At 71.2% G+C, this 20,829-nt stretch carries 17 protein-coding genes; 6 read left to right on the top strand and 11 right to left on the bottom strand.

All coding sequences use genetic code 11. The annotated features are described in order from the left end of the window. Window positions 1-189: 189 nt before the first annotated feature. Window positions 190-1,278 carry an inositol-3-phosphate synthase gene (locus ACW9J6_RS14505; RefSeq protein ID WP_457117181.1) on the bottom strand — a complete coding sequence of 363 codons (1,089 nt, stop codon included), beginning with the start codon at window positions 1,276-1,278 and terminating at the stop codon, window positions 190-192. A 131-nt stretch (window positions 1,279-1,409) separates the two neighbouring features. Between ACW9J6_RS14505 and ACW9J6_RS14500 the strand changes: the two genes are divergently transcribed. Further along, window positions 1,410-1,868, top strand: coding sequence for a MaoC family dehydratase (locus ACW9J6_RS14500; RefSeq protein ID WP_457117180.1), 459 nt, complete (start codon window positions 1,410-1,412; stop codon window positions 1,866-1,868). 617 nt (window positions 1,869-2,485) lie between these two features. Continuing rightward, window positions 2,486-4,156: a methyl-accepting chemotaxis protein gene (locus tag ACW9J6_RS14495; protein ID WP_457117179.1), complete on the top strand. Its 1,671-nt coding sequence runs from the start codon at window positions 2,486-2,488 to the stop codon at window positions 4,154-4,156. A 387-nt stretch (window positions 4,157-4,543) separates the two neighbouring features. On the opposite strand, the gene ACW9J6_RS14490 is transcribed toward ACW9J6_RS14495, so the two are convergent. Then, window positions 4,544-5,425: a peptidylprolyl isomerase gene (locus ACW9J6_RS14490; RefSeq protein ID WP_457117178.1), complete on the bottom strand. Its 882-nt coding sequence runs from the start codon at window positions 5,423-5,425 to the stop codon at window positions 4,544-4,546. 281 nt (window positions 5,426-5,706) lie between these two features. Between ACW9J6_RS14490 and ACW9J6_RS14485 the strand changes: the two genes are divergently transcribed. Beyond that, entirely contained in the window at window positions 5,707-8,445 is a 2,739-nt protein-coding gene (locus ACW9J6_RS14485; protein ID WP_457117177.1) for a bifunctional acetate--CoA ligase family protein/GNAT family N-acetyltransferase, read from the top strand. 69 nt (window positions 8,446-8,514) lie between these two features. On the opposite strand, the gene ACW9J6_RS14480 is transcribed toward ACW9J6_RS14485, so the two are convergent. Together ACW9J6_RS14480 and ACW9J6_RS14475 are read right to left on the bottom strand one after the other, a co-directional pair. After that, window positions 8,515-8,835, bottom strand: coding sequence for a hypothetical protein (locus tag ACW9J6_RS14480; protein ID WP_457117176.1), 321 nt, complete (start codon window positions 8,833-8,835; stop codon window positions 8,515-8,517). A 101-nt stretch (window positions 8,836-8,936) separates the two neighbouring features. Next, the gene (locus tag ACW9J6_RS14475; RefSeq protein WP_457117175.1) at window positions 8,937-10,712 is read right to left on the bottom strand and encodes a hypothetical protein; all 1,776 of its coding nucleotides are present in this window, start codon (window positions 10,710-10,712) and stop codon (window positions 8,937-8,939) included. 378 nt (window positions 10,713-11,090) lie between these two features. Between ACW9J6_RS14475 and frc the strand changes: the two genes are divergently transcribed. Beyond that, complete coding sequence (gene frc / locus ACW9J6_RS14470) at window positions 11,091-12,368, top strand: formyl-CoA transferase (protein ID WP_457117174.1); 1,278 nt, start codon at window positions 11,091-11,093, stop codon at window positions 12,366-12,368. 118 nt (window positions 12,369-12,486) lie between these two features. Next, a complete protein-coding gene (locus tag ACW9J6_RS14465) occupies window positions 12,487-13,419 on the top strand; it encodes a methionyl-tRNA formyltransferase (protein ID WP_457117173.1) in 933 nt (310 codons plus the stop codon). A 4-nt stretch (window positions 13,420-13,423) separates the two neighbouring features. On the opposite strand, the gene ACW9J6_RS14460 is transcribed toward ACW9J6_RS14465, so the two are convergent. Further along, the gene (locus ACW9J6_RS14460) at window positions 13,424-14,089 is read right to left on the bottom strand and encodes a glutathione S-transferase family protein (RefSeq protein ID WP_457117172.1); all 666 of its coding nucleotides are present in this window, start codon (window positions 14,087-14,089) and stop codon (window positions 13,424-13,426) included. 181 nt (window positions 14,090-14,270) lie between these two features. Next, a complete protein-coding gene (locus ACW9J6_RS14455; RefSeq protein WP_457117171.1) occupies window positions 14,271-16,433 on the bottom strand; it encodes a glycoside hydrolase family 16 protein in 2,163 nt (720 codons plus the stop codon). Between the two features lie 595 nt (window positions 16,434-17,028). Here ACW9J6_RS14455 and ACW9J6_RS14450 point away from each other — a divergent pair. Then, on the top strand, window positions 17,029-17,739 hold the full coding sequence (locus tag ACW9J6_RS14450) for a cyclic nucleotide-binding domain-containing protein (RefSeq protein WP_457117204.1): 711 nt from the start codon (window positions 17,029-17,031) through the stop codon (window positions 17,737-17,739). 9 nt (window positions 17,740-17,748) lie between these two features. On the opposite strand, the gene ACW9J6_RS14445 is transcribed toward ACW9J6_RS14450, so the two are convergent. The 5 genes from ACW9J6_RS14445 to ACW9J6_RS14425 form a co-directional block, all read right to left on the bottom strand. Then, window positions 17,749-18,081 carry a c-type cytochrome gene (locus ACW9J6_RS14445; protein ID WP_457117170.1) on the bottom strand — a complete coding sequence of 111 codons (333 nt, stop codon included), beginning with the start codon at window positions 18,079-18,081 and terminating at the stop codon, window positions 17,749-17,751. Continuing rightward, on the bottom strand, window positions 18,081-18,893 hold the full coding sequence (locus tag ACW9J6_RS14440) for a universal stress protein (RefSeq protein WP_457117169.1): 813 nt from the start codon (window positions 18,891-18,893) through the stop codon (window positions 18,081-18,083). The genes ACW9J6_RS14445 and ACW9J6_RS14440 overlap by 1 nt, the downstream gene beginning before the upstream one ends. A 180-nt stretch (window positions 18,894-19,073) precedes the next feature. After that, complete coding sequence (locus tag ACW9J6_RS14435; protein WP_457117203.1) at window positions 19,074-19,328, bottom strand: DUF2312 domain-containing protein; 255 nt, start codon at window positions 19,326-19,328, stop codon at window positions 19,074-19,076. A gap of 278 nt (window positions 19,329-19,606) precedes the next feature. Continuing rightward, window positions 19,607-19,921 carry a DUF1244 domain-containing protein gene (locus ACW9J6_RS14430; protein ID WP_457117168.1) on the bottom strand — a complete coding sequence of 105 codons (315 nt, stop codon included), beginning with the start codon at window positions 19,919-19,921 and terminating at the stop codon, window positions 19,607-19,609. A 112-nt stretch (window positions 19,922-20,033) separates the two neighbouring features. Continuing rightward, the gene (locus ACW9J6_RS14425) at window positions 20,034-20,786 is read right to left on the bottom strand and encodes an N-formylglutamate amidohydrolase (protein WP_457117167.1); all 753 of its coding nucleotides are present in this window, start codon (window positions 20,784-20,786) and stop codon (window positions 20,034-20,036) included. Between the last annotated feature and the right edge of the window lie 43 nt (window positions 20,787-20,829).

The raw sequence follows: 20,829 nt of genomic DNA, 5'->3' as shown, positions 1-20,829 counted from the left end.
CCGATCGCGACGGAACTCGCAAGGACGCGGCGCCCAGCCGAGTTCGACCGCGCCACGTCGTCCGCATGCCTGCAGTAGATACGGCGGATCGAGAATTCGCAAGTGCAGCCGAGGTCCAAGACTCCACCGGATCGGGTGAGCCGGCGAAGAAGTCAATCCTGCCGCCGACGACGGAGTGCCGAGAGCTTGTCAGTCGGGGTCGGATTCTCCCGCCACGAAGCGCAGGGTGCGCCGGTGGGCCTCCTCGTCGGTGAATTGCTGCGGCGGCGACTTCATGAACCAGCTCGACGGGCCGATCAGCGCGCCCCCGATGCCGCGGTCGCGGGCGATCCCGGCGCAGCGGACCGCGTCGATGACGACGCCGGCGGAGTTCGGCGAATCCCAGACCTCGAGCTTCAGCTCGACATTGAGCGGAACGCCCCCGAAGGCGGTGCCTTCGAGACGGATATGCGCCCATTTCCGATCGGTCAGCCAGGGCACGTAGTCGCTCGGGCCGACATGGATGTCGTCTGGGTCGAGGGGCGCGTCGAGCTGGCTCGTGACGGCCCGCGTCTTCGAGATCTTCTTCGATTCGAGCCGCTCGCGCTCCAGCATGTTCCGGAAGTCGGAATTGCCGCCGAAGTTGAGCTGGTAGGTGCGGTCGAGGCGCACGCCGCGCTCGCGGAACAGGGCAGCGAGGGCCCGGTGCACGATGGTGGCGCCGACCTGGCTCTTGATGTCGTCGCCGATGAGGGGCAGGCGCCGTTCCGCGAAGCGCGCCCGCCACTCGGGATCGGAGGCGATGAAGACCGGGATGCAGTTGACGAAGCCGCAGCCGGCCCTGAGCGCCGCCTCGGCGTAATGCTCGGTGGCGGCCTGCGCGCCGACCGGCAGGTAGGAGACGAGGATCTCGGCGCCCGCCTGGTCCAGCGCCGCCGCCACGTCGACCGGGGCTTCCGGCGATTCGGGCACCACGTCGCGCAGGTAGCGGCCCAGCCCGTCCAGGGTCGGCCCGCGGGCGACCGTGACGCCGGTCGGCGCCACCGCGGCGAAGCGCGCGGTGTTGTTGGGCGCCGCACCGATCGCCTCCGCGAGGTCGCGCCCGACCTTCGCGGCGGCGACATCGAAGGCCGCGACGATCGCGACATCCGCCACGTGGTAGCCGCCGAGCACGACGTTCATGAGGCCCGGGACGGCCTCGCCGGGCGCCGCGTCGCGGTAGTGCGTGAGGCCCTGAACGAAGGACGAGGCGCAGTTTCCGACGCCCGCGATGGCGATCCGCAATCTCCGCTGTCCCAACGCACGCACTCCCTGCCGCGAGGAACCCCCGCCCGGCAGCTATGTAGAACACTCACCGGGAGTATCATCCCCCCATCCACAGCCATCGCCACGCGGCCGCCGAGGTTCTAGGCTCGCCCCGGGAGGATCGTATGAAGGCATTCGACGGACCCGAGGCCCTGATGGCAGCGCTCGGGCAGGAGATCGGCATCGGCGCCTGGATCACGGTGGATCAGGCCATGATCGACCGCTTCGCCGCCGCGACGGGCGACCACCAGTGGATCCACACCGATCCGGAGCGCGCCGCCCGCGAATCGCCCTACGGCCGGACGGTGGCGCATGGCTATCTGACGCTGTCGCTGGTGCCGCAATTCATCGCGGCGGTCCGGCGACTGGAGGGGTTGCGTCTCAGCCTGAATTACGGGCTCGACCGGGTGCGCTTCCCCGCGCCCGTCCTGGCCGGGGCGCGTCTGCGCGGGCGGGTCTCGCTCACCGCGGCGTCGCCCGTGCCCCCGCGCGGGCTGCGGGTCACCTACGGGGTCACCGTCGAGATCGAGGACGAGGAGCGCCCGGCCTGCATCGCCGCGGCGGTCGTGCTGCACCAGTGGTGAGGCGTGGACTCCGCTTTCCGCGATAGGAGACGATCGGAGGCTCCGTGAACGCGCCTCCGTCTCGGCAGGATGCGATTTTGACGACAGCCTACGCAAGTCCAGCCCGGCGCGGGATCCCCTCTCCCGTACCGGAGAGGGGTAGGGGTGAGGGTCCAGGACCGTGCCGTCGTCAAGCGGCGACTGTTGTGCTGGCAGCGGGACACTTCAGAATTCTTGCTGAACCACCTGGACCCTCATGCGGGATCTCCGATCCCCTGCCCGTCTCCCGCACGGGCTAGGGTCTGAACTCAATCAGCTTGGCCGCGTGAAGGGCTGCTGACGGTGGGGAGCCGAAGTTTGCTGCGCGCCGACATGCGGACGTTCAAGCCAGTGGAGGATGGTTCGATTTGATTGTGCTTGTATCAGGTCAGCGGGAAGTCACTCTAGCAAATTTCAACCATCGGTAGTGATGACAACCGCGGATGATGGCACTTGAGTGAGATCAGCAGATGTCACGATCTCGTCATCTTCACTGCTGCGACGCTCGCGCAGTAGTGACACTGGGAAGGCTGCAGTTGAGAATATATTAACCTGATAGTTGTAATTCTAGTGACCTCAACATACGTGATCTGGCAGCTATGAGCCTAAAAATTAAGCACATCCTGATCGGGATGATTGCTCTTCTCCTAGCGGCCATCGCCGTACAGGGCGGCACGGCGATCATGCAGCTGCGCATGGTCAACGCGAATACCGTCGACATCGCCACCAACTGGATGCCCAGTGTGCGCGAAATCGGCGATCTGAAGTATAGGATCACCCGACTGCGCCTGATGGATGCGCGCTACGTTACGGCTCTCGAAGCCATCGCCGACCTCGAAAAAGTATCGGCCGACCGTTTGAAGGCAGTTGAGACAGTGGCAAAGCGCTATGAGGCGCTGATCTCAAATTCCGACGAGCGAGCCCTCTGGGAAGCATTTGGCCGGCACTGGACCGATTACCAGGGGCTGCGCAGAGCGCTCATTGCCGCCGCGCAGGCTGGCGACCAGAAGCGGATGAACGAGATCTTCGCCGCCTCGCGCAAGCCCTTTGATGCGGCGGTCGAGACGATCGACCGCGACACCGCCCTGAACGCCCAAGCGGCTGACCGTGCACAGAGCGAGGCCGCAGAGGCTTACGAGCGGGCGATTTGGCTGACCGGGCTGCTCTGCACCCTGGCGTTCATCTGCGGCCTCGCCGGAGTCGCTTTTGTGCTCGGCGGCGTCACGCGCCCGATCGACCGACTGATTCTGCGGATGCGGGCCCTGGCCGCCGGAGACCTGGAGCAGGTCGTGCCCTACCGCGAGCGCGATAATGAGATCGGCTCGATTGCGCAGGCTGTCGAAGGCTCGCGAGAGAACCTGATCCGCACGCGTGCTCTGGAGGCGGAGACGGCACAGGCGCGGCTGGCCGCCGAGGAACAGCGTAGGACGGGCATGCGCCAGATGGCCGACGGCTTCGAGACGGCGGTCGGCGCAGTGATCAGCATGGTCTCGACATCGGCCACCGAGCTACAGGCTACGGCCCAGACCATGACGGCCACCGCGGCCGAGACGGCCAGCCAGTCGAGCATGGTGGCGGTGGCGGCAGAGGAAGCCGCCTCCAACGTCAATACGGTGGCTGCAGCCGCTGAGCAGCTCAGCTCGTCCGTGGCTGAGATCAGCCGGCAGGTGGACGGGTCGGCCGAACTGGCGCGCACGGCGGTGGCCGAGGCGGATCAGACCGGGGCGTTAGTGCAGGAGCTATCCGGGGCGGTCGCGCGCATCGGCGACGTGGTCGGGCTGATCTCCAGCATCGCCAGCCAGACGAACTTGCTGGCACTCAACGCCACGATCGAGGCGGCGCGGGCCGGCGAGGCAGGTCGCGGCTTTGCGGTGGTCGCCGCGGAGGTGAAAGAGTTGGCCGGGCAAACGGCCAGGGCCACCGACGAGATATCGCGGCAGATCGCGCGCATCCAAGCCTCGACGGGGCAGGCGGTGGTGTCGATCGGGGTCATCACCGGGCGCATCCGGGAGATCAGTGCAGTGGCGACGTCGATAGCGGCGGCGGTCGAGCAGCAGGGTGCGGCCACCCAGGAGATCGTGCGCAACGTGAGCCATGCGGCCACCGGTACCGGCGAGGTGACCGGCACTATCGCGGGGGTGGCAGGCGCGGCCGAGGAGACGGGCGCAGCGGCCGGTCAGGTGCTTGTTGCGGCCTCCGAGCTGTCGCGTCAGTCTGAGCACCTCGCCGCCGAGGTCAGCTGCTTCCTGACCACCGTCCGTGCCGCGTGAGGTGAAGTCGTCTGGAAAGCAGACCTCGCCAAAGCCTGAGGTCGGTCGCAAGCAGCCCCTCGCATGGTCAAGCTGAGGAGGTTTTGACCCGAGCCCGAGTGAGAGAGGGGTAGCGCGATCGGAGATCGTGCAGGGTGGCTCGGCTTCAGGATTGAACTCCGAAGGTCGAGCAGCCAGCGGCACGGTTCAGACGTCTTGCTGAAGCCGAGCCACCCTCACGGGGGATCTTCGATCCCCCGGCCCCTCTCTCACGTTGGAGAGGGGAGACGTGCCTCTCCATCGCCGCGGACAGCCGGGCCGTGAAACGCTGTTCCTGTCCCGCGCGCGACGCGCCAGACGGGAGCCTTCACACCGGAGAAGGCTCCCGCCTCTGTCTGACCCGGCGCTCTACTTGGCCTCGGGCGCCTTGGCGGGCCCGTCGGGGGCCGCGGGCGTCGGCGCGGCGGGGGCCGCGGCGGTGCGCTCGACCTTCCCCTCCCCGCGCAGCTTCGTGATGATGTCCTGCTGCGTCTTGCGGGTGAGGTAGGTGTCGATCTGCTCCTTCATCTCGTCGAAGGACGGCACCGGCTTCGCGCGCTTCTCCTCGACCTTGATGACGTGCCAGCCGAACTGCGTCTTGACCGGGTCCGAGACCTTGCCCGGCTCGAGCTTGAAGGCCGCCTCGGCGAAGGCCGGGACCATCCGCTCCTTCGTGAACCAGCCGAGATCGCCGCCCTCGGCCTTGGAGCCGGGATCCTTCGAGGTCTCGGCCGCGACCTTGGCGAAATCCTCCCCGCCCTTGATGCGCGCGGCGATCTTCTTGGCGTCGGCCTCGTTGTCGACGAGGATGTGGCGGGCGTGCACCTCCTCCTCGGGCTTCATTGTCTTGACGGTGTCGTCGTAGAGCTTGTGGGCGGCCTCCTGCGTCACGGCCTTCTTGGCCTCGCGCTCCAGGTACTCGTCGAGCAGGAGCTTGTCGCGGAAATAGGCGAGCTTGCGGGTGAAGTCCGGGCTCTCGGCGATCTTGGCCTTCTCGGCCGCCTGCGCGCCGAGCTTGAGGTCGACCATGTAGTCGACGAGGAGGCCCTTCTTCTGCTCCTCGCTCACGCCCGGCAGGGACAGGGCCGGATCGTCCGCCGCCACCGCGAGGTCGCCGGCCGTGACCGGGGCGCCGTTCACCCGGGCCACGACCGTGTCAGGGGCCGGAGCGGGCGGGGTCTGCGCCGCGGCGGGCAGCGCGAGCCCGAGCGCGAGGGCGGCCGCGCGCCAGGTCAGGGAAAAGCTCTGCATCGGACGATCCTTGGGCCTCAAGTCGGGGCGAACGCGGCGGAGAGGTGGCGCAGATCGCCCGGCAACACAAGAGAGTCCCGCCGACGCACGGGCGACCGGGGACACCCCGCGGCAGCGGCGGGATGCCCGACCGGGCTCGCTCGTCCGGATGCCCTATCTCGCCCCACGAGGCTGCATCACGGGGCGCGTCGTGCGATGCAGCCCCGCGCCGGAGCGGCGGAGCCGGCCGGCGCGGGCGCCGTTTCGTCTCGCCAGGGCCGCGCCGCCGGGGAGCCGCATCGATGAGCACCTACCGCTTCGACCGCATCCTCGCCCCGCGCTCCGTCGCCCTGGTGGGCGCGAGCGACCGGCCCGGCTCCTTCGGGGGCGCGATCCTGCGCAACCTGCGCGAGGCGGAGTTCCCCGGCCCGATCTGGCCGGTCAACCCCCAGCACGACCGGGTCGCGGACCTTCCCTGCCTCGCGTCCGTGGCCGACCTGCCGGAGGCGGCCGACCTCGTCGTGGTGGTGTCGCCCGCCGAGACGGTGCCGGAGGTGGTCAGGGCGGCTGGAGAGCGCGGCTGCGGCGGCGCGGTGATCATCTCGGCGGGGTTGGGCGCGGGCGAGACTTCGCTCGCCGAAGCGGCCCGCCGCGCCGCGCGGCCGCACGGCCTGCGGCTCCTCGGCCCGGAATGCATGGGGCTCGCGGTCCCGGGTGCCCGGCTCAACGCGAGCCTCCTCGCCCACCGGCCGCCCAAGGGGGACCTCGCGCTGATCACCCAGTCGCGGACCGTGGCGGCGGGCATCGCCGAGTGGGCGGTCGGGCGGGGCTACGGCTTCTCGGGCGTGCTCTCGGTCGGCCAGGCGCTCGACGTCGACATCGCGGACTGCCTCGACCATTTCGCGGGCGACCGCACCACCCGGGCGATCCTCCTCCACCTGGAGACGATCGCGGACGCGCCGAAATTCATGTCCGCCGCCCGCGCCGCGGCGCGTGCCAAGCCCGTCGTCGTGCTCCGCTCGGGCCGGCACGCGGCGGCGGCCCTCGACGGGCGGCCGGTCACCCATAGCGGGCTCCTGGCGCGGCCCGATGCGGTCTACGACGCGGCCTTCCGGCGCGCCGGCCTGCTGCGCGTGGCGGCGCTGCACGACATGTTCTCGGCGGTCGAGACGCTCGGGCGGCAGCGGCCCTTTCCGGGAAAGCGTCTCGCGGTGGTCACGAATGGCCGCGGCGTGGGGGCCCTGGCGGTGGACCGGCTCGCCGATCTCGGTGGCACCCTCGCGACGCTCTCGCCGGCCGCCGTCGCGCGGCTGGACGAGACTCTGCCGGCGACCGGCCTGGCCGCCGCGCCCTGGGGCAACCCCCTCGACCTCGGCGCGGATGCCGACGCGGTGCGCTACGCGGCCGCGCTCGACGCGCTGATCCCCGACCGCGAGAACGACGCGGTGCTGGTGATGAACGTGCCGACGGCCCTGTCGGGCGGGGAGGCGGTGGCGGGCGCGATCGCGGAGGCGGTGCGCCGCGGGCGCAAGGCGAGCCTGCGGGCGAAGCCGGTCTTCGCGGTCTCCGTGGGCGACGAGACGGCGATCGAGGTGCTCGGCGCCGCCGGCATCCCGCGCTTCTCCACGGATGCCGAGGCGGTCGAGGGCTTCATGCACCTCGTGCGCTACCGCGAGGCGCAGGACGACCTCATGAAGACGCCCGACTCGCTGCCGAAGGACTTCTCCCCGGACGTCGCGACCGCCCGCGCGGTCGTGGAGGGGGCGCTCCGGGAGGGGCGGACCTGGCTCGACCCGCGCGAGGTCGAGACGCTGCTCACCGCCTACGCGATCCCCGTCCTGCCGGTCCGCTTCGCGCGCGACGCGGACGAGGCGGCCGAAGCCGCCTGGCCGCTGATCGCGGCGGGATGCCCGGTCGCCCTGAAGGTCGTGTCACCCGACATCGTGCACAAGTCGGACGTGGGCGGCGTCCATCTCGACCTCACCAGCGAGGCGGCGGTGCGCGAGGCCGCCGCCGAGATCCTGGCCCGCGCCGCCCGCGACCGGCCCGAGGCGCGGATCAGCGGCTTCGTGATCCAGCCGATGCGGCGGGGCCGGAAGGCCCGCGAGCTGATCGCCGGCCTCACCGACGACCCGGTCTTCGGTCCCGTGGTGGTGTTCGGGCGCGGCGGCACGGCGGTCGAGGTCATCGACGACCAGGCGCTGGCGCTGCCGCCCCTCGACCTGCGGCTCGCCGCCGAGCTGATCGGCCGGACCCGCGTCGCGCGCCGCCTGAAGGCCTATCGCGACGTGGCGGCGGCCGACGAGCACGCGATCGCCCTCGTCCTCGTCAAGATCGCTCAGCTCGCCGCCGACCTTCCGGCGGTCCGCGACCTCGACATCAACCCGCTCCTTGCCGACGAGACCGGGGTGATCGCGGTCGATGCCCGGGTGGCCGTCGCCCCGTCGGGAGCGGCGCGGCGGCGCGACGCGGGCGTCGGTCCGAGCCACGCCCGCTTCGCGGTGCGGCCCTATCCGACCGAGTGGGAGCGGCACATCACCCTCGACGCCCACCGGGTCTTCATCCGCCCTGTCCGGCCGGAGGACGAGAGATTGTTCGCGGCGTTCTTCCGCAACGTCAGCGAGACGGATCTGCGCCTGCGGTTCTTCGCGCCCGTGCGCGACTTCAGCCACGCCTTCCTGGCGCGCCTGACCCAGCTCGACTACGCCCGGGCGATCGCCTTCGTGGCCCTCGACGAGGGGGACGGGACGATGATGGGGGCGGTGCGCCTCCACGCGGATGCGAACCACGAGACCGGCGAGTACGCCATCATGATCCGCTCGGATCTCAAGGGGATCGGGCTCGGCTGGGCGCTGATGAGCCTGATGCTGGACTGGGCCCGGGCCGACGGCATCCGCTGCGTCGAGGGGCAGGTGCTGCGCGAGAACACCACCATGCTGGCCATGTGCCGGAAGCTCGGCTTCACCGTGCGCACGGACCCCTCCGACCCGGAGGTGATGCTGGTGACGCTGTCTCTGGGCGAGGAGCGGAGCGGCGCTTAGGCGGGCGACCGCGTCCCGAGCCGCCCGCGAACCCTTCCCGCGCATGGGGGGAAGGGTTCGGGTTCATGCTCAGCGGTAGCGATCGCTGCTCTGGCTCATCCTCCGGGCCACGTCGTCGCCCGACACCGAGCGCTGGCCGAACATCAGCCAGGCGAGGCCGAACCCGATGGCACCGGCCACGAACCAGCCCGTCAGAGTCGTGGCATCGACCTCGCCCACGGCCTCGCGACCGCGCCGGACGTAGTGGGAGCCGCGCTGCGAGACGTCGTCCCACTGGTCGGACGCCTGGTCGGCGAGGTTGCGCGCCGCGCTGGTCGCCTGGTCGTAGAGGCTCTCGCCGCCCTGCGGCCCCCGGCTGCGTGCGCCGCCGGCCTGAGTTCCACCCGCCATGTCCATCTCCTCCGGTCTCACCGCCGCGGATCCTGCCGATGGCGCGGCGCTGGCGACGCCCCAACGTCCCCGCGCGGGCGGGTGTTCCTGGAGGCCGGCCGTCAGGGCTCGGGCGGGCCCCAGGCCCCCAGCGTGTGGGTGTCGGCGCGGGACAGCAGCTCCCGCACGGCCCCGTCGGGGCAGTGTTCGGGCGGGCCCTCGGCGACGGCCGCCAGGGCGGCGCGGGTGTCCGGGTCCGAGAGCGCCCGCAGGAGGGCCGGACGATCCGCGCAGGCGAGCCGGCGTCCCTCGAAACGGGCGTAGACGCGCCCGGTCGCGGCCTCGGCGAAGCACAGGCGCCGCATCTGCCGCGCGCATTGGCGCAGGAACCCGGTATTGCCCGCCGGCGCCATGGCGTCCGGGCCGGGATAGACCTCGACCGGGGCGTTCGCCCCGACATTGATCCGGCGGAACCGCTCGATGTCGAGGAGGCGGCCCGGGTCGAGGATGGTCATCTCGCCGTTCCAGCCGAAGGCGACGGTGCGCGGCCGGCAATCCCGAGGCACGCTGTTGTCCAGGAACTCGGTGTGCACGCGGCGGTGCGGCCTGAGGCTCCAGGTGAAGAACAGCCGCGGCATGCCCGTGAAGGCCTCGACGTTGTGGGCGAGGAGGTCGTCCACGGCCTTGTAGCGGCCGAAGCGCTCGCCCCGCAGCCACGCCCGCTCCACGGTAGCGTCCGGCGGCGTGATCATGAACAGCATGTAGACGCGGTCGCCGAAGCGAGTCAGGAGCTGGCTGCCGTCCTCCTCCCGGGACTCCGCCGCGAAGCTGCCGAACCGGAAGCGGTCGATCAGCAGGTGCGACATCCGCCCCTCACCGGCCTTGGCCGCCATGTAGTGGTCGAGCTTGGTGTTGACGATCTCGACCTCGTGGCCGGTCAGCGTGCCGGCGTAGCGCCGCGCCGGCCCGAGGGCGGCGTAGTCGAGCAGGAACTTGCGCCAGATGTCGGGGCTGATCAGCGCGAAATCCGACCAATCCGCGCCGATGCGGCCGGCCAGCGCCCGCTGCAGGGGCCGCATCGTGCTCTTGCCGGCCGCGGAGGCGCCCTTCACGTTCATCACGACCGGGCGGGGCTGCGGGGGCAGCAGCCGGTAGCCCTCGCGGGCCGCCGCGTCGCGGAACCAGGGATCGAGGCGCCGCCCGATCTCCCGGCTGCCGTAATCGTTCACCAGGAGCGGCGCGGCGATCCGCCCGATCAGGGCGCGGTCCCGCATCAGGCGGCCCCGCTGGCGCAGGATCGCCGCCACGGCCCGGGCCAGCGCCGCGCGCGCCGCGCTCGCCAAGGCGTCCGCGTTCCCCTCCGGAGGATCGGCGAGGAGGCGCAGCGCCCGCTCCTCAACCGTTTCCGTAAGGGCAGGCGCGGGCCGCCGCCCGAGCCGAAACCGCCGGGGCCATCCCGCCGCCGCCGCCGCGGACGGCGCGAAGATCGCGTCGAGGTCGCGGTCGATCGCGGCGACGGCCCGGAGAGTCAGGTCCCGGTGGGACTCCGCGAGGTCGTCGAGGCGCGGCCGGATCGCCGTCGTGAGGATCCGCTCCGTCATGCGGCGGAAATTCACGCCGAGATCGGCGTATTCCTCGCCGGCCGGGACGCTGAGGTCGGCCGTGACGCGCACCAAAACCTCGTGCACCGCTAGTCGCTCGGGCCGGAAGCAGACGAGGTCCTGCGCCGGCAGCCCGCAGACGCCCGCCAGATCCTCCGCCTCACGCAGGGAGGTCGCGACGTTCTCGGGCCGGAACACCGTCGCGAGCGGCAGGAAGGTCCGCGGCAGCGCCGACTGGAGGCCCGGATTCCACGGGCCGTAGGGCGTCGGTGCGGGGTCGGACGCGTCGCGGAGCATCGAGGAGCCCTCCCGGCAGACGGACGCTTGTTTGACACATGGTATCTGGTATGCCAAATTTTGAACACCGACGCGACGGGGAGCCGGTCGATCGGCTCCTTCCGGGAGCCCGCCCCGGGGCCTTGTGGCCCGCGAGGCGGTGCCCCGGCAGAGTGGCGGCGTGAGCGAGGAGGCGCCCGATGGTGAGACCGCACAGGTTGATCTCGGCCGCGGCGTCGACCGGCACCCGGCGGTGCCGGCCCGGCCTCACGGTGCCCACCCGAATGCGCGCGATCCCCCGCGAGACACCCGGAGGAGCCCGGATCGCGCCCGACGCGGCCCGGGCCGTCCCCACCGGCCCCGGCCGGCCCCGCAACCGCTCACAGTGAAGACGATCCCATGACCCAGGCACTCGCAGGCGTGCGCATCCTCGATTTCACGCATGTCCAGTCCGGACCGACCTGCACGCAGCTCCTCGCGTGGTTCGGAGCCGACGTCATCAAGGTCGAGCGGCCGGGCGTCGGCGACATCACGCGGACCCAGCTGCAGGACGTGCCGGACGCCGACAGCCTGTACTTCACGATGTTGAACGCGAACAAGCGCTCCATCACCCTCGACACGAAGAACCGGCGCGGCATGGAAGTGCTGGAGGATCTCGTGCGGGCCTGCGACGTGCTGGTCGAGAATTTCGCTCCCGGCGCGCTCGACCGGATGGGCCTCACCTGGGAGCGGATCCAGGCCCTGAACCCCCGCATGATCGTCGCCTCCGTGAAGGGATTCGGCCCCGGCCCCTACGAGGAGTGCAAGGTCTACGAGAACGTGGCGCAGTGCGCGGGCGGCGCCGCCTCGACGACGGGCTTCCGGGACGGGATCCCGCTGGTGACGGGGGCGCAGATCGGGGATTCCGGCACCGGCCTCCACCTCGCCCTCGGCATCGTCACGGCGCTCTTCCAGCGCACCCAGACCGGCCGCGGGCAGCGGGTCGCCTGCGCGATGCAGGACGGGGTGCTCAATCTCTGCCGGGTGAAGCTGCGCGACCAGCAGCGCCTGAGCCACGGCCCGCTCAAGGAGTACAGCCAGTTCGGCGAGGGCGTGCCCTTCGGCGACGCGGTGCCGCGCGCCGGCAACGATTCCGGGGGCGGCCAGCCGGGCCGCATCCTCAAGTGCAAGGGATGGGAGACCGACCCGAACGCCTACCTGTACTTCATCACGCAGGCCCCGGTCTGGGAGAAGATCTGCGACGTGATCGGCGAGCCGGACTGGAAGACCCATCCCGATTACGCCAAGCCGGCCGCCCGCCTGCCCCGCCTCAACCAGATCTTCGAGCGCATCGAGCGCTGGACGATGACGAAGACCAAGTTCGAGGCGATGGAGATCCTCAACCGCGACGAGATTCCCTGCGGCCCGATCCTGTCGATGCGGGAACTGGCCGAGGAGCCGTCGCTGCGGGCGACCGGCACGATCGTCGAGGTCGAGCACCCGGTGCGCGGCCCCTATCTGACCGTCGGCAACCCGATCAAGCTCTCGGACAGCCCCACCGAGGTGAAGCGCTCGCCGCTCCTCGGCGAGCACACCGAGGAGGTGCTGCGCGACGTGCTGGGCTACGGCGAGGAGCGGCGGCTCGACGTCGCCGCCTCCGGCGCGATCGGCGACGTCCCGAAGATCGCCGCCGAGTAACCCTCTCCCCGCGACCACGGCGCCCGGCACGGCTGGGCGCCTCCCGCACCCGGAACCACGGCGCCCGCCCGGGCAGCCGAACGGGAGCCTGCGCGCCGGGCTTCCGAAGGAGGCCAGCATGCGCATCGCACTGATCGGTCAGCAGGATTTCGGCAGGGCGGTGCTCGACGCCTTCCTGAAGCGGGGCGATACGGTCGCCGGCGTGTTCTGCGCGCCGGACCGCGAGGGTGCGAAGCCCGACGCCCTGACGCAGGCGGCGCGCGAGCGGCATCTGCCCGTCTTCCAGTTCCCGAGCCTGAAATGCGTCGACGCCGCCGACACGCTGCGGGCGCTGGAGGTCGATCTCGGCGTGATGGCCTACGTGCTGCAATTCGCGCCGCAGGACTTCGTGACCATCCCGCGCCACGGGACCATCCAATACCACCCCTCGCTGCTGCCGCGCTATCGCGGCCCCTCCTCGATCAACTGGCTGATCGCCAAGGGCGAGACGCGGACCGGATTAACCATCTTCCGCCCGACCGACGGCCTCGACGAGGGGCCGGTCATCCTCCAGAAAACCTGCGAGATCGGGCCGGACGACACGATCGGGGACGTCTATTTCGGGCGGCTGTTCCCGATGGGCGTCGCCGCCCTGCTGGAGGCCGCCGACCTCGTCGCGGCCGGGCGCCACCGGGAGGTCGCGCAGGACGAGGCGCAGGCGAGCTACGAGGGTTGGTTCTCGGCCAAGGCCGCGCGGCTGCACTGGGACGCGCATGCGGACCACCTCTACGGGGTGATCCGCGCGGCCAACCCGGCCCCCGGCGCCTGGACCACCCTCGACGGCCGCAAGCTTCAGATCTTCGACAGCCGCCTGCACCGGATCGGCCGGATCGGCGACGTCAAGGGGACGCCCGGAGAGGTCGTCGCGGTCGGTGACGATTCGATCACCGTCGCGGCCCAGGGCGGCCGCATCGAGATGCTCCGGCTTAAGCCGGAGGGCGGGGCGAAGATGACGGCCGGCGCCTTCGCCCGCGAGGGCGGCGTGCGTCTCGGCCAGATGCTCGGGACCTGAGCCCTCAGCCGCCGAGCGGGGACGGGACCGGCGAGACGCCCTGCGCCAGGGCGGCGTCCCGCTCGGCCGCGAGGGCCCGCCGGTAGCCCGGCCGCTCCTGCAGGAGCGCCCAGTAGGCCCGCGCAACATCGGGCACCTGCTCGCCGAGCCCCGCGAACTCGGCCAGCATCAGCGCGTAGCCGAGGCTGATATCGGCTGCCGTGAAACGGCCCGCCGCGGCGTAGGTCCGGTCCCCGAAGAGGGTGCCGAAGGCGCGCAGCCGCGACCCGAACCAGCGGGCGTAATCCTCAGCCACCTGGGGCAGCCGCCGCTCCGGCGGCTCGAAGCGCCCGTAGCGCAGCACCAGCGTCTGCGGGAAGGTCAGGGTCGCCTCTCCGAAATGGAGCGCGTTCACGTAGGCCGCGTACTCCGCCTCCTCCGGGCGCACGCCGAGCACGCCGGGGCTGTGGCGGGCGGCGAGGTATTCGCAGATCGCCGCCGATTCCGTCATGACCGTGTCGCCGTCCCGGAAGGCCGGGATCGTGCCGAGCGGGTTGACGGCGAAGTAATCCTTGCGGTGGGCCCGCGGCGGGAACGGGAGCATGGCGAGGTCGTAGGCCAGCCCCAGTTCCTCCAGCATCCAGAGCGGCCGGAACGATCGTGCGCCGACGCAGTGATGGAGCGTGATCATCCGGCTGCCCTCCTGCCTCCCAAGTGCTGAGCCGATCCTTACACGCTTCCGCATCTCCCGGACGGAACCGCCGGCCGACACTCGGCGGACTCGTCAAGGGGGCAAGGGCCGGCGGCCCCGCGCCGGCGCTGCGGGCGGGGGAGGACGGGCCAGCCGCCGGTCCTTCGCGGGGATGGCTCGCTCAGGCGAGATGCCAGGCCTGCGTTCCCGCGTAGCCGCTCAGCACCAGGCTCTGGTGCCCCGACCCGTCCACGTCCGCCAGCGCCCGCACCGTCGTGGCGCTGTCCCAGCCCTCCTGGTAGCCGAAGTCGTTGATCTGCTTCGTCGGGTCCATCGTGAAGCTCAGGTGACCGGAGGCGTCCCGCGAGCCCAGCGCCACGAAGGTCGACGAGGCCCCGAACCCCACGATGTCCGGCGTCCCGTCCCCGTTCACGTCCCCCACCAGCCGCGGTGTCTGCGCGTTCGACCAGCCCTGGTTCGAGCCGAAATCCGCGATGGCGAGGTGCAGCGCCCCGAAGGGCTGGCCGCCGTGGCTCGCCGGGTCCTGCCCCTCGGCCACGAACACGCCCGCCGCCCCGAAGGCCAGGATGTCGTCGTAGCCCGTCACCGCGTCGTGCACGATCAGCCGCTGAGTATTCTGGTCGGTCCAGCCCTGCGCCCGGCCGAGGTCGGTGCTGCCGCCGCCGAAGGTGGCGGTCTGGACCGGGCCGAGCGTGTACTGGTGGCTGGAGGGATCCTCCTGGCCGTAGGCGAAGACGGTGCCCTGCGGGCCCATGCCGATGAAGTCGGCGACGCCGTCGTGGTTGAGGTCGACGATGCCGCCGTCGCTGTCGAGGAAGGTGCGCACGTCCGTGAGTTGGTCCCAGCCGGCATTGTTGCCGATGCTCGCCGGCAGCACGGTGACCTGGGAGGCGTCGGCGCCCGGGGCGAAGGCCTGGCCGCCGACCACGATGCCGTCGTTGCCGAAGCCGAGGATGGAGGCGTAGGTGTCGGCCCTGCTGGTCTTGAGGACCTGGAAGCCGTTGTGCGGGGTCCAGCCCTGCTGGGTGCCGAAATTGGCGTAGAAATGCGGAGTGCTGTCGTAGGTCAAGGTGTAATACGTCTTACCCGCCGCATCGGTATGCGCCGATCTGGCGCTGGCGCCGTACCAGTAGATGCCCGCGAAACCCTGGCCGTAGATGCTGGCGGCGACGCCGTAGCCGGTATTGGCGGCGCCGCGCTGAGCCTGCGCGGTGTAGCCCTCGTTGGTGCCGAAATCGTGGATCACCGCCGCCGGCGCGGTGAAGCCCGGGCCCATGTTCCCGCTGCCGTCCGCGCCCGTGATCCCGTCGGCCACAACGGTGTCCTCGGCGCCGAAGCCGAGATAATCGGCGCTGCCGGTGAGATCCATATCGGCCAGCTGACGAGGGGCGCTGACTGACCCCCAGCCTTGGCCGAGGCCGAAGTCCTGGAGGCCGATCGGCGATGGGACCCAACCTTGGGTCGCAGGGACGTTTGCGGTTGTGGCGCCATAAACACCTGGGTCCCGTCCATCCGGTGCGGACACGGTGCCCAGCGGAACAGGAATTGCGCTTGGATCTTTCGAGTAAACCCGAATATAATCGATCGATGAGCTGATTGGCACTCCGGCTGCGTCGGCGTTATTGTTTTCTGAGGCTTGCGTTGCTAAGTTGGCCAGTAAATACATCGGTCCATGCATGTCGCTCGGTGTCGCTTGCGAGCCGATCAGTTCTCCATCGACGTAGAAGCTGATCTTGTCCGCTTCCCAATCCATGCCATAGGTGTGGAAACCTGATGGATTGATGAGCTCGCTGTAGACTTGCCGATTCTGCTGCCAAGGGACGCCGTTTTGCGGGTCCGTGGTGTGGATGGTGCTGTACACGCCCTTGTCCCAGCCACCATAGTGCTCGACGACATCGAGCTCCTGCCAGCCTCCGGCATCCTGAGGATCGGGCAGCGGGTGATCGGGCAGCAACCAGAATCCGTCCCAGGCGCCGGGCAGGTTGGAGAAATCGGCCCGGATCTCGAAGTAACCGTAGGTTTGGGAGAACTTGCCTTGCGTGGTGATCAGACCGGATTCCCAGCTGCCGGGATAGCCGGCACTGGTCCGATCGGGAACGGCGGTGATGGTCAGGGCTCCGCCCGAGACGCTGAAGGGGTCGTAGCCGGAGGCTGGATCGACGAAGGAGGAGTGACCGAAGCCGATATCCGAATCGGCATCGAAGCGCCATTGCGAGCGGATGTCGCCCCACGTGGTCGCTCCGGCGACCTGTGAGATGCTGCGCGTGTTGAACTCGTCATCGAACGTCAGCTTGAAGCCGGAAAGATTGAGGCCCATCGTCATCCCCCACCGACAGGGGCGACGATGCGCCTTACAGACTAATGAGGAGTTTAAATTTAATGATTAATGAAATCTGATGATCTAAAGTCAATTGTTTTGTCTTGCAATTTTCCGATAGTATTGATCGCCTTCGAATCACGAGGCCGTGCGTAGATTTTGACCCGCACTGTGAGTCCAGCGTCGTGTGGACATGGTTCGCTGCTGCGCCTGAACGGGAGGAGCCGGAGACGCGCGCGGCGACCCGCCGGGCCGATCTCGCCACGACCGCGCCGCGCTGTCGTCGGTGCCCGTCACCGCGTCGTGCGCGACGAGGTGCTGGGTCCCGTGGTCGGTCCAGCCCTGCGCCCGGCCGAGGTTGGTGCCGGTGCCCCGAAGACCGCCGGGGCCTCGTGACCTTGGCGCCATGACAGGCTCAAGGGACGGGCACCGGCACCGGGGCATCGTTCCTCAGCGTCGCGCCGCCGCGGGGCGCGGCCCGCTTGCGCTGGATCAATGCGCGCCCGCCGAGGCTCCCCGAACCTCGGCGGGCGGGGCCGGCCGGCGAGGCCCGCGACGGCGGGGAGGCGGCATGCTGGTCGAGACGGGCGCGTGCGAGCGGATGCCGCACGCCTGCCACCACGGGCGTTCGCAGGACGGCTGCGCGGCGTGCAGGGTGCGCCTGATCAGCGTCTGCGCCGTCCTGGACCTGTCCGAACGGGAGGCGCTGGAGGCGCTGAGCCAGCACCTGACCCTCGACAAGGGCCAGACGCTGTTCGGTCAGGACGAGGCGGCCGACGCCGTCTACACCGTCATCGAGGGGGCGCTGCGCCTCACCCGCCTTCTCCCCGACGGGCGGAGGCAGGTGATGGGCTTCGCGCTGCCGGGCGACTTCCTCGGGCTCGCCCTGCAGGAGCGCCACGCCGTCTCGGCCGAGGCGCTCGGTCCCGTGCGGACCTGCCGCTTCGGCCGCGAGGCCTTCGCCGAACTGGTCGAGGCCAAGCCGCACCTCCTCAGGAGCCTGCACGAGCGGGCAGGCTACGAACTCATCCTGGCGCAGGAGCAGATGCTCCTCCTCGGACGCCGCACCGCGGAGGAGAGGGTCGCGGCCTTCCTGCTGGGCCTGCGCGCGCGCCGCGCGCGCGCCGGGCACCGCTCCGTCACGGTCGAGCTGTCGATGGGGCGCCAGGACATGGCCGACCATCTCGGGCTGACCATCGAGACGGTCAGCCGGATGCTCACCCGCCTCGACCGCGCCCGCGTCATCCTGGTCGTGCCCGGGGGCGTGCGCCTGCGCGACCTCGCGCGGCTTGAGCGGCTCGCGGCGATCTGAGCGGGCCCGTCAGCGCTCCAGCGAGCGCAGATAGGCGATGAGCGCCATGGCCTCGTCCGGGTCGAACCGGAATTCCGGCATGGCCGGGTGGCCGGTGCGGATGCCCTCGGTCAGCGCCTCGGCGAGGTCCTCGACCGGATAGCGCTCGTGGAGGATGCGGAAGGGGGGCGCCTGCGGCAGCGGGCTCGCCCCGGCCCTCTCGACGGCGTGGCAGCGGGCGCATTCCGCCCGGGCGAGCGTGCGTCCCCGCTCGACCTGCCGGTCCCAGCCCCGCGCCGGGAGGGCGTGGAGGCCGGCGAGGAGCAGCAGCGCCCCGAGCCCGAAGGCGGTCGCGGTGCGCATCAGTGGCTCATCAGGCAGCAGAGGGGGCAGGCCCGCAGCACGTCCTCGGTGACGCCGCCCAGCAGCCACTCGCGCAGCCGCGAATGGCCGTAGGCGCCCATCACCACGAGGTCCGCGTCCTGGCGCCGGGCGAAGCGGAGGATCTCGCCGGCCACCTCCCGGGCGGGCGCGTCGAGCAGGTGCGCCGTGACGTGGGCGCCGTGGCGGGCCAGCAGGTCGGCCACCTCCCCGGCCCCCTCGAACCGCGCCTCGCTTCCCGCCGTCACGACGAAGACCTGATCGGCGCGCCGGACGAAGGGCAGGGCTGCGGTCACGGCGCGGCGCGCCTCGGGCGTGTCCTTCCAGGCGACCACCACCCGGGCGGCCGCGAGGCGGGCGGTCTCCGGCGGCACGACCAGCACCGGGCGGCCGGCCTCCATCAGCACCGTCCCGGGGGCCGCGCCCATGGCGCCCCCGCCCTCCTGCCGGGGGTCGCGCCCCACCACCACGAGGTCGGCGCCGCGCGCCTGCCGGATCAGGAAGGCCTCGGGCGCCGCCTCGGCCTGCCGCCACTCCGTCCGCCGCGCCGCGCCGGCATGGCCCGTGAAGACGTCCCTGGCCCGCGCGCAGTCGGCGGCGAGGGCGTCCCTCGCCGCGTCGTAGGCCTCCTGCACCGCCGCGAAGTCGCCGACAGGCGCGGGCGTGGCGATCCGGCGGGCCGCGACGCCGGTGAGGCCGGCCTCGAACCGGTCGGCGAGGTCGGCGGCGAGGCGGACGCGGTCCGCCGCCGCCCGTCCGAGGTCGACCGAAACCATGATGCTGGCGAGGGACATGGGGAGGATCCGGAAGCGTCGGGCGAACGCACGGCGCATCCTCGCCCGGCGCGCGCCGGCGCGGCCTTGATCCATCTCAAGGATGGCCCTCGCCCCGCGCGCGCCCGTCCGGAGGGTCTCCCGGATCCCGGCGCGGATGCGGCCCGCGGTCGGGCCGCGATCCGCCCGCGCCGGGGACGGCTACGCCATCCCCAGGGCCTGCATGTAGAGCTCCAGGATCGCCTCCTGCTCCTGACGCTCGCTGTGATCCTGCTTGCGGATGCGGAGGATGGCCCGCACCGCCTTCGCGTCGAAGCCCCGCCCCTTCAGTTCCGCGAAGACATCCTTGATGTCTCCCTGAAGGCCGGCCTTCTCTTCCTCGAGGCGTTCGATCCGCTCGATGAACTGGCGCAGTTCGTCTGCGGCGACGCCGGAGCTGGCAACGTCCTGGGGCATGCTGTGCGCGTTCATTCGGTCCTCTCTCGTGGGATCCGGCCGTCTCGGCCGTCCAGGCCCCGCCAGGGGCGAAAACGTGTGTGCGCAACGGTGCGGCGGTCGTGGTCGGGGCGGCTCGCCTCCGCCCCGGCGCGGGGCGCGCGGCGGGCCCCGCGCCGGCTCGGATCGGCGCGCCCCGCGGGGCAACCTCGCAGGGTTGATAGGGTCTCAACCTTACCGAGTTCTTGCCTGCCGCCTCCCGGGACGCCGCCTCGCGCCCGGCCGCGCGGGGCTCGGCGTCAGTGGCCCGTGCCCTCGGGGGCCCGCGCCGCGAAGGCCGCCTGCTGCGCGGGCGTGGCCTCGCCCTGGTGGCGCGCCTTCCACTCTTCGTAGGGCATGCCGTAGACGTGCGCGCGGCTCTCGTCCTTGGTCAGGGGCAGGCCGCGGCTGTCGGCGGCCTCCTTGAGCCAGTTCGACAGGCAGTTCCGGCAGAAGCCCGCGAGGTTCATGAGGTCGATGTTCTGCACGTCGGTGCGGGCCTGCAGGTGGGCCACGAGGCGGCGGAACACGGCGGCTTCGAGTTCGGTGCGGGTGGTCTCGTCGATCTGCGTCACGGGGCGGTCTCCGGCGGCGATGCTCGCGCCGACATGTAGGCCCTCCGGGACCCGGGCCCAAGCGACCCGATCAGCCCAATGGTCCCGGCGGCGCGTGCCCCGTCCCGCCGCTTCATCCGGCCATCAGCGGCGCGAGCAGGCGCGCGAACCGCGCGGCCCATTCCTCCTGGCCGGCCTCCCCGGCGATCAGGTCCTGCCGGATCTCGATCAGCGCGTTCGGCAGCCCGGCGGCGCTGGCGTGCCGGTCGAGGGTGTCGCCGGGAAGCCCCCCCGCATAGGGCTCGTTGTCGCCCACCGTGAGTCCGGCCGGGTCCGCCCGCAGCCCGTCGAGGAGCGGCAGGGCGGCGCGCCCGTCGCGCCCGTCCCAGAGGATCCCGACCTCCCAGGGCCGCGGGACCCCGCGCCAGGCCGGCGTGAAGCTGTGCACCGCGACGAGGGCCGGCGCGCGCCCGGCCGTCCGCGCGGCCGCGACCGCCTCGGCGATGGCCGCGTCGTAGGGTTCGTAGAAGCGGGCGATCCGCCGGGCCTTGCCCTCGGGCGTGATCCGCGCATTGCCCGGCACCACCGCGCCGTCCGACAGGCGCATCACCAGGGTCGGGTCGTGGCGGCCCCGGTTCGGGTCGATGATCAGGCGCGAGAAGGTGGTGAGCAGGGCCGGCGCCCCGAGCCGCCGGTGCAGCCCGCGCGTCACCGCGGCGGCGCCGATGTCGTAGGCGATGTGCCGGTCGAAATGCGGTGCCTCCAGGCCGAGCGCGTCCAGATCCTCCGGCACGGCGTTCGAGGCGTGGTCGCACAGGAGGATGAGCCCGCAGGCCGGGTCTCCCGCGAGGCGCTCGACGGGCTGGATCGGGGCGGGATCGGGCATGGCGGCCTGCGGTCCGTGGCGGGAGCCGGTTGCATAGAGCATC

This window comes from Methylobacterium sp. JK268 (assembly GCF_054052225.1).
The sequence above is the reverse complement of the archived record's forward strand: the minus strand, read 5'-3'. Positions and strand labels throughout refer to the sequence as shown.

Bases quoted from the DNA above. Each gene is read 5' to 3' on its own strand.
- ACW9J6_RS14480 (WP_457117176.1), bottom strand. From the start codon at position 8,835: ATGGCGGGTGGAACTCAGGCCGGCGGCGCACGCAGCCGGGGGCCGCAG.
- ACW9J6_RS14495 (WP_457117179.1), top strand. From the start codon at position 2,486: ATGAGCCTAAAAATTAAGCACATCCTGATCGGGATGATTGCTCTTCTC.
- frc (WP_457117174.1), top strand. From the start codon at position 11,091: ATGACCCAGGCACTCGCAGGCGTGCGCATCCTCGATTTCACGCATGTC.
- ACW9J6_RS14465 (WP_457117173.1), top strand. From the start codon at position 12,487: ATGCGCATCGCACTGATCGGTCAGCAGGATTTCGGCAGGGCGGTGCTC.
- ACW9J6_RS14475 (WP_457117175.1), bottom strand. From the start codon at position 10,712: ATGCTCCGCGACGCGTCCGACCCCGCACCGACGCCCTACGGCCCGTGG.
- ACW9J6_RS14435 (WP_457117203.1), bottom strand. From the start codon at position 19,328: ATGCCCCAGGACGTTGCCAGCTCCGGCGTCGCCGCAGACGAACTGCGC.
- ACW9J6_RS14490 (WP_457117178.1), bottom strand. From the start codon at position 5,425: ATGCAGAGCTTTTCCCTGACCTGGCGCGCGGCCGCCCTCGCGCTCGGG.
- ACW9J6_RS14485 (WP_457117177.1), top strand. From the start codon at position 5,707: ATGAGCACCTACCGCTTCGACCGCATCCTCGCCCCGCGCTCCGTCGCC.
- ACW9J6_RS14440 (WP_457117169.1), bottom strand. From the start codon at position 18,893: ATGTCCCTCGCCAGCATCATGGTTTCGGTCGACCTCGGACGGGCGGCG.
- ACW9J6_RS14500 (WP_457117180.1), top strand. From the start codon at position 1,410: ATGAAGGCATTCGACGGACCCGAGGCCCTGATGGCAGCGCTCGGGCAG.
- ACW9J6_RS14425 (WP_457117167.1), bottom strand. From the start codon at position 20,786: ATGCCCGATCCCGCCCCGATCCAGCCCGTCGAGCGCCTCGCGGGAGAC.
- ACW9J6_RS14450 (WP_457117204.1), top strand. From the start codon at position 17,029: ATGCCGCACGCCTGCCACCACGGGCGTTCGCAGGACGGCTGCGCGGCG.
- ACW9J6_RS14455 (WP_457117171.1), bottom strand. From the start codon at position 16,433: ATGACGATGGGCCTCAATCTTTCCGGCTTCAAGCTGACGTTCGATGAC.
- ACW9J6_RS14460 (WP_457117172.1), bottom strand. From the start codon at position 14,089: ATGATCACGCTCCATCACTGCGTCGGCGCACGATCGTTCCGGCCGCTC.
- ACW9J6_RS14445 (WP_457117170.1), bottom strand. From the start codon at position 18,081: ATGCGCACCGCGACCGCCTTCGGGCTCGGGGCGCTGCTGCTCCTCGCC.